This window comes from Vibrio sp. 1F253 (assembly GCF_041439295.1).
Taxonomy (GTDB): Bacteria; Pseudomonadota; Gammaproteobacteria; order Enterobacterales; family Vibrionaceae; genus Vibrio; species Vibrio tasmaniensis_A.
Genome location: NZ_JBGONU010000004.1, coordinates 80547 through 93234, shown reverse-complemented (window position 1 = coordinate 93234; position 12688 = coordinate 80547). Strand labels below are relative to the sequence as shown.

General features: G+C 44.8%; 9 protein-coding genes, 3 tRNA genes and 1 pseudogene. 5 read left to right on the top strand and 8 right to left on the bottom strand.

What is annotated here, in order from left to right; all coding sequences use genetic code 11:
- Entirely contained in the window at positions 1-1110 is a 1110-nt protein-coding gene (locus ACED28_RS03440) for a helix-turn-helix transcriptional regulator (RefSeq protein ID WP_371709285.1), read from the top strand.
- A gap of 47 nt (positions 1111-1157) precedes the next feature.
- Here ACED28_RS03440 and ACED28_RS03435 read toward each other — a convergent pair whose 3' ends face one another.
- The 3 genes and pseudogenes from ACED28_RS03435 to ACED28_RS03425 form a co-directional block, all read right to left on the bottom strand.
- Positions 1158-1628, bottom strand: a complete 471-nt coding sequence (locus ACED28_RS03435) for a GNAT family N-acetyltransferase (protein WP_371709284.1) — start codon at positions 1626-1628, stop codon at positions 1158-1160.
- A 44-nt stretch (positions 1629-1672) separates the two neighbouring features.
- Positions 1673-2043: pseudogene (locus ACED28_RS03430) on the bottom strand (zinc ribbon domain-containing protein YjdM).
- A 178-nt stretch (positions 2044-2221) separates the two neighbouring features.
- Positions 2222-3385, bottom strand: coding sequence for a threonine/serine exporter family protein (locus tag ACED28_RS03425; protein ID WP_009845522.1), 1164 nt, complete (start codon positions 3383-3385; stop codon positions 2222-2224).
- Positions 3386-3909: 524 nt separating this feature from the next.
- On the opposite strand from ACED28_RS03425, the gene ACED28_RS03420 reads away from it, so the two are divergent.
- From ACED28_RS03420 to ACED28_RS03405, 4 genes are all read left to right on the top strand, one after another.
- Positions 3910-3984: transfer RNA gene (locus tag ACED28_RS03420), tRNA-Gly, on the top strand.
- Positions 3985-4022: 38 nt separating this feature from the next.
- Positions 4023-4097 (top strand) — tRNA-Gly (locus ACED28_RS03415).
- A 38-nt stretch (positions 4098-4135) separates the two neighbouring features.
- Positions 4136-4210: transfer RNA gene (locus ACED28_RS03410), tRNA-Gly, on the top strand.
- A gap of 316 nt (positions 4211-4526) precedes the next feature.
- Positions 4527-4784, top strand: coding sequence for a hypothetical protein (locus ACED28_RS03405; protein ID WP_371709283.1), 258 nt, complete (start codon positions 4527-4529; stop codon positions 4782-4784).
- A gap of 108 nt (positions 4785-4892) precedes the next feature.
- Here ACED28_RS03405 and ACED28_RS03400 read toward each other — a convergent pair whose 3' ends face one another.
- The 5 genes from ACED28_RS03400 to ACED28_RS03380 all read right to left on the bottom strand — a co-directional run bounded on the left by ACED28_RS03400 (position 4893) and on the right by ACED28_RS03380 (position 12458).
- Positions 4893-5453, bottom strand: coding sequence for a cupredoxin family protein (locus ACED28_RS03400; RefSeq protein ID WP_371709282.1), 561 nt, complete (start codon positions 5451-5453; stop codon positions 4893-4895).
- A gap of 107 nt (positions 5454-5560) precedes the next feature.
- Positions 5561-8704, bottom strand: coding sequence for an efflux RND transporter permease subunit (locus ACED28_RS03395; protein WP_371709281.1), 3144 nt, complete (start codon positions 8702-8704; stop codon positions 5561-5563).
- Complete coding sequence (locus ACED28_RS03390; protein ID WP_371709280.1) at positions 8701-10443, bottom strand: efflux RND transporter periplasmic adaptor subunit; 1743 nt, start codon at positions 10441-10443, stop codon at positions 8701-8703. Before ACED28_RS03390 ends, ACED28_RS03395 begins: the two co-directional genes overlap by 4 nt.
- Positions 10444-10454: 11 nt before the next feature.
- A complete protein-coding gene (locus ACED28_RS03385; RefSeq protein ID WP_371709324.1) occupies positions 10455-11894 on the bottom strand; it encodes a TolC family protein in 1440 nt (479 codons plus the stop codon).
- Positions 11895-11993: 99 nt separating this feature from the next.
- A complete protein-coding gene (locus tag ACED28_RS03380) occupies positions 11994-12458 on the bottom strand; it encodes a hypothetical protein (protein ID WP_017059270.1) in 465 nt (154 codons plus the stop codon).
- Between the last annotated feature and the right edge of the window lie 230 nt (positions 12459-12688).

Here is a 12688-nt window from a genome sequence, read left to right as displayed (position 1 = left end):
ATGATAATAATTATCAATCATGATAGAGTTGTAACCTATAAATGCACAGATGATTTGCTTATGCAAAAACGCACAGCTGTTATGAGGAACGGTCAAATGAGTGAAGTAACGTCTAAACGAGCTAAAATTGGCAAAGTCACTCTGACTAAAAAGTTGGAGCAAACAGAAAAGCAGATTATTGTCACACAAGGTCAAACTACACAGACATCACTGGCTGAGGGGAAATTTCTTTCTTATCAATATAATGAACTAATATTTATCCACGGTGGCCGCTGTATTGAGCTCGTCGATACTAAGATAATCTCTACCGCTCACGCTTCAGTTCTGATCACCATTCTTTTGGAAGGTAAGCTGTCATTTGGTTACGATGATCTCGAATTTGATCTCGATGCCACTCATCAACCTCAAGGTGTGGTGGTCAACCTCACTAAACCCGCCAATTTCCGTCGAGTGATGACAGCAAGCAATAAACTCAATAAGATTAACATCTTAGTCAAACCAAAATGGTTCGAATCTCGAGTAACCGAAGAGTGTGAATGCCGAAACTTCATCAATACACATAATGCCAACTTCCAATTAGAAGTGACGGAAGAAATCTGGAAGCTGACACAAGAATTGACGACTTGCTCTTCACCCAATAACTTCCATCAGAAGTTGCATATAGAATCCTTAACTCAACAGATCCTTGAGAATTCGATGCATCAACTACCACAAACTTGCTGTCTGGCTTACCAAACTAAACCAAAAATAATAAAACCAGCGACACGTGTAACTAACATTGAACATCAAAGTTATGACGAACGAATTGAGGCTGTAATCTGCTTTATTGAAATTCATCTCGACCAAGAGCTGAGCCTAAAAATGCTTGCTGAGCATTTTTCGATGAGTGTATCTAATATTCAAAGGCGTTTTAAGCAGTCATACAACATGACAATCAACGGTTACATCCGTTTGAGACGATTAGAGATCGCACGCCAGCATTTAGAACGAGGGTTGGTTTCAATCACCGAGGCCGCCTATGAAGCGGGTTATCAGCACCCTTCTAATTTCACCAATGCTTTTAAGAAAACCTTCGGTGTGCCGCCACAAGACATAGCGATTAAGACTTAGTTACATTGATATAAAACTATTTGTTCTATAACTTTAAAAGGCTATATCTAACATCTGCTATGTTGGCCAGGTGACCGCCACATATAAACAAACTGATCGTTTTGCGAGGTGATTTCAAAGCCAAATCTTAGATACAGCTCCCCAACTCGATTACCTTGTAGATAACAAAGTTCGACGGGTTTATTGAGGCTGTCAGCCTTAGTTAAGCAATCAGCCTTAGTTAAGAAGTCTTTCAGTACTTGGCTACCAATTCCCTTTCCATGATACTCAGGCAGCAAGAAGAATCGGCAAAAATAGAAGTGGTCGCCCTTGTCTTGCAACAACACACAACCAATCGCTTTACCTTGATATTCAATGATTTCAGGCCGTTCTTCTGCCCACTCTTCAGCGTGTATATCTCGTTGAACCTGCTCATCCCAGCCAAATACAGCTTTGATGGGCTCAAATTCAGCGGCCTTCTTAAGCTCAAACAGAAATTCGTAATCTGATAACTGAGCGGGCCTTGTCGAATACTTCAAAATACCTCCAACAATAATCAACGAACTATATAGCCAACGCTCGACTACTGCTTCTTAACGTACTTCGCTGTAACGAGCATTTCACCACCACCATCAAGCTTGCAATCTAACTGATGATCTTTGCCTTCATTGATTCGTCTGATTACCGCTTTAGTGCCGATTTTCAGTACAGAAGAACTGCCTTTGATCTTTAGATCTTTAGATCTTTAGATCTTTAGATCTTTAGATCTTTAATGAAGGTAACTTTATCACCACTTTCCAATACAACGCCATTTACGTCCTTAACACGCGCGGCTTCTCTTTCTAAACGCTCTTCTTCTGGGTTCCACTCATAGGCACACTCAGGGCAGATTAGGTTGTTTTGGTCTGGGTAGACATATTCAGATTGGCATTGCGGGCAAGGAGGTAAAGACATACGTTAATACTTCATTTAAATAGAATTTGTTCCATTTTAATGACTCTTGTCAGGCTTAGCGAGCATAAATCTAACAAGTTTTACGGAGATTTAATTGTCTTAAAAAAGATCAGTACCTAAAACGAACAAACACAGCCGCTAAGCTGTGTTTGTTTAAGGGCTTGGGAGGCGGAACGGATTAACGTTCGACTTTTGGTGAGTAAATCGAGTAAGCGGTGATTTGCCCTGCCACAATTGCAGAGAACATGAACAACGCCGACAAACCAATACTCGGAATAGGTAAAATCGATTGTTCAAACACCGACTGGCTGGCACTCACTAATACTCGACTACCCGGAACCAAGATGATGATCCCCTGCACGATATAAATAGAGCCCGTGAGCTCCATCTTCTTGGCAATCCAAGTCCCGTACAAAGTAATAAGAACCGTCGTAACCCAAGTACCGACAACCCAACCACTGTCAAAACCTAGATAGAACGGCCCCCACATACCCAGAACTGCCACTGGCAAGCCAAGTAAGATGTCTTTAGGACGCGCATTGAACATCACACCAATCGACACCGAGATCAACACCAAACCAGATATGTGCATCCATGTCGGAACCGCATTCGTATAGTCAATGGAGACCGCTTGTCCCCATATCGCTTCACCAATGTTGAGCCCCATAATAATCCCGACAAACAGCTTTATCAGGGTTAATGCGCTCTGCCCTAACAAACTGGTACCAGAGACGAGATCATTAAACGCCAAACATTCTAGTGCGTTGGCTATGGATAACCCGGGGACAAACAAGACAATCGAAGCGATACATAACGCCCACACCGGGATCGGCAACCCTGTGCTTGCCAAAAATGCCACGAAGATACCCGTTAATAGTGCCGAGATGAATTCAACCGCAATAGCGCGACGTGAATGAAGAACTTGCTGACATACCCAAACCATCAGACCCAGTAATGCAGAAAAGCCAACCGCTTCTAACGTACTGCCAATTAGCATCAGATACGCTGGCGGAATACCCATATTGGCCAGTGCCGTCACAAGTTTAGAGTAACCGACAGGCTCTGGCACAGGCTCACTGCTCGGTTGGTTAATACGAATGATGGTATTGGCCAACAAACTCAAGTTAATCGAAGCAGGCTTTAGACGCTTAAGAATAACGGCGTTGTTATCGTCTGGAAATTGATAATTAATCGCGGTTGGCGTTGCTTGGATCATCACATCAACACCATGCTTTTTTGCATAGAATTGGGTGTATTTCTCTAGCTTGTAAGGAGCACAACCACTGCGATGAAGAGTGTCACCAATTTCAACAATTTTGTTAATTCGGAACTGAGAAGGCATGGGAATTTTAGGGGAGACAAAATGTGCGGCAAATGTACCAAACGATAGACGTAATGACGAGAGTTTTGCATGAATTATCAACTAAATTCGTTACTTTTTCCTTCGAACGCTTAGAGGAGCCTATAACTCCACCCGCTTCGGATTCGCTTGATGAATACTTTGGCAGACTGGCAAGTTAAAACAATGCATCCAGATTGTTATTATTGGGCATCAAAATACGAATGGAAATCAGTTTATGTTAACGGTCAAATTGCCTGTATTTATGTTGATTTTATGATGAGAAAACACCACTAAAATAGGTTTATAAATCCAACTGAATGGGTCTTAGAAAGAGTGGAGGGTTCTTTGTTGTTTCTCGCCCTACGTTTAACGAGAGTTTAGTCACATTTTATTCACTCTAAAAGCGCCGAACATGATGGAAAAACTAGCGGAGTGGTGGTTATGCGAGCACTTAGAATAAAAATGAAAGAAAAAGGTTTCGTTTTCAGTTAGATGTGGCATTATCAAACTCGTTAAGACGATGTGCGTACATCGTATAATGGCTATTACCTCAGCCTTCCAAGCTGATGATGCGGGTTCGATTCCCGCTGTACGCTCCAGTCTTCTTGATGTTTCAGTCTTACTCTTAAGACAGTGTGCGTGCATCGTATAATGGCTATTACCTCAGCCTTCCAAGCTGATGATGCGGGTTCGATTCCCGCTGTACGCTCCAGTCTTCTTGATGTTTCAGTCTTACTCTTAAGACAGTGTGCGTGCATCGTATAATGGCTATTACCTCAGCCTTCCAAGCTGATGATGCGGGTTCGATTCCCGCTGCACGCTCCAATTCCTCTTTATGTTTCGTTACGTGTTTTCTTCCAGCGATACCCTATTCAAAAAACTTCTCCGCTCGTTAAATCTATAAGCATTAATCTATATAGCTTAAACCCATTTTGTTAAGTCTAACCAACCAACGCTAATTAAGTAGCTAGCGCTATTAACTCCTTAAATCGCTTCGAATTTCTTAAACCTTTCCCATCACATATTGCAGTCTAGCTTTTAACGATTGTCAAAATTGTTCCAATTTAATAATCTTGGTCAATATCCGAAAAAACAGTTGTGTTAATGTGCGCGCATTAGCAACAACCAAAAATAATTAAAAATGTTTAAAAGCAATGAGTTAACAATAAACATCGAAGCAATCAATGTCGCACTGTCAAAAGTCGAAAATGCGAACAAAATTCAGCTTAATAAGTTGAAAGGTTATGCGAGCAGCGAACCAGAACAGGCCGTGCTTGCGTTTCGTTCTTTGAATGAAGTGGAATCGATCGACGACAAACTTAAGAAGATCATGGCAGAGCTACCACACCTCAGTGGCGAAGCTCACCACCTACTGGAAACATCGATCCTATTACAGTAATGGCCAAGAAAGATAAGTCTCAACTAGCGCGATGAGCTAAGACTTATCTTTTAGCTTTCTGTTTTTAGTACTTTCCCAGCAGCTATTTCTAGCTCTATTAGATAATCCCTAAAGCGTTATCGACTTCGCCATGCCCGCTTCCGCGTGTCCTGGAATATTGCAGGCAAATTCGACTTGATTATCACCGTGGAAATGCCAAAGTATCTGCTTCGCTTTGCCCGGCTTAACTGTGACTGTACTTCCCGAGTCATGAGCGTGATTACCCATGTTTTTCATCATTTCACGGTGCTCTAACTGCTCTGAAGCAGAACCAATCGAGAATTCGTGATCAATCTTGCCCGTGTTCATAACAACGAACTGCACCACGTCGTTCGGCTCAATATCAACCTTGTTCTTAAAGGTGATTTTCATATCGTCACTTAACAGAACATGAACCACTTTATCCGGCTTTGCGCCTGTCGCAGGCATACCCACTTCAGACATGCCTTCCATATTCATCATTCCATCCATATTCATCATCTTCGAATGGTCCATCTTTCCATCCTTCATCATGCTGTGATCCATTTTTGAATGATCCATCTCTCCACTCTTCATCATCGAATGGTCCATTTCAGCAAAAGCCGTTGCAGTAGTTAACGTCAATGCAATCGCAATAAGTGTCTTTTTCATGATCGTTCCTTAGATTAATTCAGTTATTTATTTGTTAGTTTCACATGTTCATGTGGTACGCCCTTACTCACTCTGTTTTTGGTCAGTAAGGGCTAATAATCAATACGTTATTTGTTTGGTTCGTTTTGGCTATGCGTAATCTCACGCTGTTTCCAGAGCTTAAAGATTGCAGGCAACACCAGTAGGGTAAGCAATAGTGCAGACGCCATTCCGCCTATCATCGGCGCAGCAATTCGCTGCATCACTTCAGAGCCCGTACCCTCGCCATACATAATTGGAATGAGGCCAATAATCACCGTAAGTACTGTCATCATAACTGGGCGAACACGCAGTCCTGCGCCCTCACGAATAGCATCCGTTAGGTCTTCACGCTGAAGTGCTTTCTGGTTCTGCTCCGCATCCAACTTCTTGTAGTGCCATGCTTGATTTAGGTAGACCAACATGATCACACCTATCTCAACAGCTACCCCGGCAAGGGCGATAAAGCCCACCCCCACTGCAATGGAGAAGTTGTAATTGAGGACATGCATCAGCCATAAACCACCAACCATTGCGAGTGGCAACGTCAGCATGATCATCATCACCTCACCAACGCGGCGGAAGCTGAGGTAGAGCAACAACATGATGATGGCGATGGTGATTGGCACAACGACACTTAAACGTTCTTTGGCGCGCTCCATGTATTCGTATTGACCAGACCACGCCAATGAATATCCAGCAGGCAAGACGATTTTATCTGTAACGACTTTTTGCGCCTCTGCCACATAAGAACCAAGGTCGCGACCTTCGATGTCAACGAACACCCAGCCATTAGGACGCGCGTTCTCCGTCTTAATCATTGGTGGTCCATCTTCATAGCGAATATCTGCAACATCAGACAAAGCAATTCGCGCTCCGTTTGGTGTCACTAACGGCAGGTTCTGCAACTTAACGACAGAATCACGATAGCTTTGCGGATAACGGACATTGATTGGATAACGCTCTAGCCCTTCTACCGTTTCGCCGACATTCATACCGCCAACTGCGGTCGAAATAACCTGCTGAACCTCTTTGATGCTTAATCCGTAACGAGCAGCAGAGCGGCGCTTGATGTCTATCGTCACATAACGACCACCCGCAACACGCTCAGCGTAGACAGAAGCAGTACCACTCACGCTATTGAGGATGGGTTCAAGTTGAGAGCCAATATCCTCAATCACGCTCAGATCTGGGCCTGCGATTTTGATACCAATTGGCGTTTTAATACCCGTCGCCAACATGTCGATACGGGTTTTGATTGGCATGACCCAAGCGTTGGTCAAACCGGGGAATTGAATCAGATCATCAAACTCTTTACGCAGAGACTCAGTAGTGACACCGTCACGCCACTGTTCTCGCGGTTTAAGCTGAATAACCGTTTCAATCATGGTCAGTGGCGCAGGATCGGTTGCCGTCTCTGCTCGACCAATTTTGCCCCACGTGGTTTCGACTTCTGGAATGGTTTTGATGAGCTTGTTGGTTTGTTGCAACAACTCACGAGCCTTACCTATTGAGATGCCCGGATACGTGGTTGGCATGTACATCAAATCCCCTTCGTCCAAAGGAGGGATGAACTCGCTGCCAAGCTTACTGGTTGGGTAATAAGCAGACGCCATTAAGCCAAGTGCGATAACAATCATCACCTTGGGATATTTTAGGCTGAGGTTTAGAAGCGGTTTATACATCGCCACTAGGCTACGGTTTACTGGGTTTTTATGTTCAGGTAGCACGTTACCGCGAATGAAATAAACCATTAACACAGGCACCAGCGTGATTGCCAAACCGGCTGCTGTAGCCATCGCATACGTCTTGGTAAACGCAAGTGGCGAGAACATCTTGCCCTCTTGCCCTTCTAGCGCGAACACAGGCACAAAGCTCAAGGTAATGATAATCAGAGAGAAGAACAGCGGTGCGCCAACTTCTTCTGCTGCCTTACCAATCACCTGCCAACGGTTTTTGTCAGTGAGCGGAGTCCGTTCAATGTGTTTATGAACGTTCTCAATCATCACGATGGCACCATCCACCATGGCGCCAATCGCAATCGCGATCCCGCCAAGAGACATAATGTTGGCGTTAATACCCTGCCAATGCATAACGATGAATGCGCCTAAGATACCGACAGGCAGACTTAGCGCGATAACCAGTGATGATCGGATATGGAACAAGAACAGCGCACACACGACGGCGACCACGATGAACTCTTCAGCCAGCTTCTTCCAAAGGTTTTCAACGGCTGAATCAATCAAAGTAGAACGGTCATAAGTTGCGACAATCTCGACACCATCAGGTAAGCCAGCTTGCAGTTCAGCGAGCTTGGATTTCACCGAGTCGATCACTTCACTGGCATTTTCACCAAAGCGCATCACAATAACGCCGCCAACCGCTTCACCCTCACCATTGAGTTCCGAGATACCACGACGCATTTGCGGGCCAAGATTAATGTCAGCAATGTCACCTAATAGCAGCGGAGTACCTTTGTCGGTCACTTTTAGCGGCAGAGATTGAATATCTTCGATGCTTGTCAGGTAACCGGTGGTACGAACCATATGTTCGGCTTCCGCAATCTCAACAACAGACGCTCCTGTTTCTTGATTACCATCTTGGATCGCCTTGTTGACTTGCTGAAGCGTCAGGTCATATGCACGTAACTTGGCAGGATCAATCTGTACTTGATACTGCTTCACCATGCCGCCAACGGTCGCCACTTCAGACACGCCTTCTACAGTTTGCAATTCATACTTCAAGAACCAATCTTGCAAACTACGAAGTTCCGCTAAGTCGTGCTGACCTGTTTTATCTTGCAACACGTAGCTGTAAACCCAGCCCACACCGGTTGCATCGGGTCCTAGTGTTGGCTTGGCACTCGATGGTAAGTTAGGTGCAACTTGGCTTAAGTACTCCAACACTCGTGAACGCGCCCAGTACATATCGGTATCGTCATTGAAGATGATATAGACATAGGAATCACCAAAGAACGAGTAGCCACGAACTGTTTCAGCACCCGGTACAGCTAACATGGCGGTGGTCAATGGATAGGTCACCTGATCCTCGACCACCTGTGGGGCTTGACCCGGATAACTGGTTTTGATGATTACCTGAACATCTGACAAATCAGGAATGGCATCGACAGGTGTATTTTTAACGCTGTATGAACCGCCAAATACGATGGCGACAGTGGCAACCAGCACTAAGAAACGGTTGCTAATAGACCAGCGAATAATTGCATTGATCATAGTTCGCCCTCACCCGTGCTATTCGTCGGTTCGAGAGATTTGAGCACATAATCAGAACCTTGCTTCGCCACTAGAAACCGAATGGTTTGACCCTCGGCAAACTCAGATAAATCAAGGTCATCACTGGCTTGGAAATTCATTTCACCCGCTTTCCAATTCCACTCAGGGACTGGCTGATGTTTTACAGTGATCATGCCAAAATCTGCCATCAACATGGTAATGTCACCCGTTACCCAAACTTCGCCGGCGATCTTGTGTTTGTTGACCTTGTAATCAACAACCTCGTATCGCCCTGACTCTGTCTTTCGCATCTCAAAGTCAATTGCCTTACCACGTTGCACGTCACTCATGTCCAAGCCTTCCGCAAAGGTGAAGTTCATCACCATGCCCGGCCAATCCCATTCTGGAACAGGCTGATGGTTAATCATCACCATACGACTGCCTTGCATAACGTCGGAAATTTCACCGTTCGCCCATACGGTTTCAGCTTCTTCCTCAACACTATTGATGCGTGACAGATCAGCAGATTGGCTCGATTCAGAATCCAACATGAAGTGCGCAGAAGTGACAATGTTCTCACCTTGCTCCAGCCCTTGAAGCACCTCTATTTTTTCGCCAGCTTCACGACCGACCTCAATACGCGCAGAACGATACTTGCCAGAACCTTCAGACATCACCACTCGAGTCATACCACCGGAGTGAATCACCGAAGATCTTGGAATAGTAAGAACAGCTTCATCACTGATGGGTTTCAGCGCAATATTGGCAAACATATTTGGCTTAAGCTCACCATTTGGATTGGAGAACTTCAAACGAACGCGCAAAGTTCGAGTTTTTGGGTCAAGGATTGGGTAAACGTAATCGACATTACCCAACCACTCTTTGCCGGGAATGGCATCTAGCGTCATCACCGCATTGCTGCCTGACGAGATCCAGTGCGCTTGACGCTCAAACACCTCAGCATCAACCCATACTTCGCCTAGTGGGCCTGCACTGATCACCGCTTGTGCAGGTGAAAGGTAACCACCTTCTCGGATATTCAGACTTGCAATGACACCATCGGCTGGCGCTTTAATTTCAATGGTTTGCGAGGCTTTACCTTTGCGCGTAATAGCGCGGATTTGCGTCTTATCAACACCCAAGGTAATTAAGCGTTCAGTCGAGCCTTTGATCAAACCTTTACGACCCGTTTTATAAGCACTGATCAACTCTTCTTGTGCTTTAACAAGCTCTGGAGAATAGAGTGTGAAAAGCACATCACCTTTGTTTACCTTCTCACCCACAGCGTTGATGTAGAGCTTCTCAACCCAACCAGCTGCTCTTACGTTGGTTTGCCACAATGTACTTTCATCGAACGCCACATAACCCACGGTTTCAATCCGAGGAGACAGCGCTTCGAACTTAACTTTCGCTGTTTTGACACCCAGGTTATTTTCTACCGAAGAATCAATGAACACGGTACCGGGCTTATCTTTGGCTCCGCCGTTCACATCGTCAGCATATACAGGGATAAGATCCATCCCCATTGGTGACTGGCCCGGCTTATCACGCTGATAATTTGGGTCCATCGGAGCCACCCAGTACAGAGGTTCATCCTTGGTTTGTTTACTTACTTCGGCGTCTGTACTCGTTGCCATTGCTGACATGTCGTGTGCTGGATTAATTAGAAAATGGTTCACACCAAAACCCAATGCACCACCGACCAATAAAGCGATAGTCGCTACTTTTACTGTATTCATTGCCTATTTCCTTATTGATTGGCTGTGTGTTTAGTTGCGCTTGAGTTGAGTTGTGGTTGGTTTACTTGGTATTCAAAGCCACTGACTAACGCCGCCAGTTTGCTGTTAACGATGTTGAGATCGGTGATCAAACGTTGTTGCTCTAACTTAAGCGCCAGCTCATCGGTCGTTGCTAAAATGACATCGTTAAACTGAGCGGTATTGTTTTGATAGCCCCTCTCAACCGCGCTGATTCGTTCTGCGGTTTGAAGAAGCAAGGACGTTTGATAGCGATCTAATCGCTGGATCAGATTTGATCTGTCCACCAGCAATGCGTTCACTTGCGCGTTCATTTGGGAAAGTAAGGTGTCTTTTTGAGATTTAGCCGCACCAACTTGATACTGAGCAGCCGATAAGTTTTTATCTTGTCGGCTCCCTGTAAACAGCGGGATGTCGACTGTCAGATAAGCACTCACAAGATCAGAAGCTGGTTCACCCGCCATGTTATTGGCTTGACGGTGTGCATACATCACTTCCACCCCAAACTGCGGGGTATAAGCTTGCTCGGCTAACTCAACCTGAGTTTGATTGGAGGAAATACTGACATCGGAGATCTTAACCAAAGGATGGTCAGTCAGTAGCTGGTAGTGCTTAGTTGAATCGATAGTGGTCGCTAATTTGCTTTCCAACAACGACCAATCGATTTGGTTAGTTGCATTCAGTGTACCCTGAGAATCAAGAACCTGAGAGCCTAGCCAATCAGAACCCAACCATTCAGAAAGCTGAGAGATTAAGCGGCGCTGAACCTGCTGGTTTGCCTGAAGTTTCTCATCAAGCTTGCTCACTTGAAGCTGAGCATTAAGCAGATCTTGAGCTTCACTTTTACCAATTGAGTAATTGGTTTGTACATAGTTTTCAAGCTCAACCAACAAACGACGATTTTGACGAATCACCGACTCAGCCTTTTGCTGATAACCTAACTCAAGCCAAAGCTGCGTCATGCTATTCGCAACCGTCAATTCTCTTGCTTGCACCTGCAAAGCTAAAGCATCTGCCTGTTGGCCTGCCTTTTTCTGTTGAAGGTTAAGCGTATCGCCACGCTCAAACTGCTGCATCAACCCTACCGATATATTGGTCATCGGGTCTTCGTCGAATTGAAAGCTATCGACAGGCAAACCGCCAAATCCAACTTTCAATTTCGGGTCCATTAAGGTCGAGCTGGCAATGCCCGTTTCTCGCATCGCTTGAGACTGAGCAAAGTACTGTTTGCGATTTCCATCTTCGCTTAAAGCAATCTCAATCAGTGTATTGAGTTGCTGCGTCGAGCTTGCTTGGTCATGTGCTGAAATGTGTTGAGCATTTGAAGCTGACGCCGTGGTAGCCGCGAGCGTAGCACTTGAAAACAAGGCCATAGGCAAGGCAGCAACCACTAAGCTCGTGTTCATGAAAAACACAGAGGTTGTTGGTTTCATATTCACAATGAATGTCCATATCTAGCGCTAATTAGCGCATAAAAAAGAATGGCTTATCAGGTTTATCTAACTGATATAGCTGTATTTTTAGATATAGATTTATGCGGAAGGTGGGCGTAGCAAAGATTGAGCGCGTGCGACTTTCTGGCCAATCGTGACCGATTGAAAACGAGCTAATGAAAAGGAAAGTTGATCAACGGCTTGAACAGCCTGAATTGGATAGGGACTTGCAGAACACATTGAGGCACAGCAATCGGCACTCGAACAATGGTTACCCATCATCGGACTGCCGTCTTCGCTCATTGAAGACATATCGAATTGAGCCATCAAAGCATGGGCACTCATGTTAGAGTCTTCAGCGTGTACTTCTTCACTCATCACATGACACCCTGCCATTGAATCATTAACCGAAGTATCACTGTGGTAACAAGCCGACTTGCTCGACCCCATTTCCATCATCATTACTTCAGTCATCAAGGCTGAGGAGCTTGAGGCATAGCTAGACATCAACATCGCAATGATGCTGAAAACAATAATCCAAGTTTTTCGGAATGTGTTTGTCATAGTTTACCTTTGAATTTACAACGCAACTATAAACGTTCCCCTTAGGGTAAGGTCAATGCCATTGTGCCGATATTTACCTGACCGTTGAAAAAGTATTCATCCTCTCTTTCATCAAAATGAGATAATTCTTCGACTTTGCAGTTTTTTCTTTAAAAATTATCCAATTAGCTAGCGAAACCTCTATCTGTGTATTTTACTTAAGATAGTGCAACCACGATTCACGGATGATA

What these genes read in the sequence shown, in the direction of transcription:
- ACED28_RS03395 (WP_371709281.1), bottom strand. Translation starts at nt 8,704, where the DNA reads ATGATCAATGCAATTATTCGCTGGTCTATTAGCAACCGTTTCTTAGTG.
- ACED28_RS03390 (WP_371709280.1), bottom strand. Translation starts at nt 10,443, where the DNA reads ATGAATACAGTAAAAGTAGCGACTATCGCTTTATTGGTCGGTGGTGCA.
- ACED28_RS03425 (WP_009845522.1), bottom strand. Translation starts at nt 3,385, where the DNA reads ATGCCTTCTCAGTTCCGAATTAACAAAATTGTTGAAATTGGTGACACT.
- ACED28_RS03380 (WP_017059270.1), bottom strand. Translation starts at nt 12,458, where the DNA reads ATGACAAACACATTCCGAAAAACTTGGATTATTGTTTTCAGCATCATT.
- ACED28_RS03400 (WP_371709282.1), bottom strand. Translation starts at nt 5,453, where the DNA reads ATGAAAAAGACACTTATTGCGATTGCATTGACGTTAACTACTGCAACG.
- ACED28_RS03405 (WP_371709283.1), top strand. Translation starts at nt 4,527, where the DNA reads ATGTTTAAAAGCAATGAGTTAACAATAAACATCGAAGCAATCAATGTC.
- ACED28_RS03385 (WP_371709324.1), bottom strand. Translation starts at nt 11,894, where the DNA reads ATGAAACCAACAACCTCTGTGTTTTTCATGAACACGAGCTTAGTGGTT.
- ACED28_RS03440 (WP_371709285.1), top strand. Translation starts at nt 1, where the DNA reads ATGATAATAATTATCAATCATGATAGAGTTGTAACCTATAAATGCACA.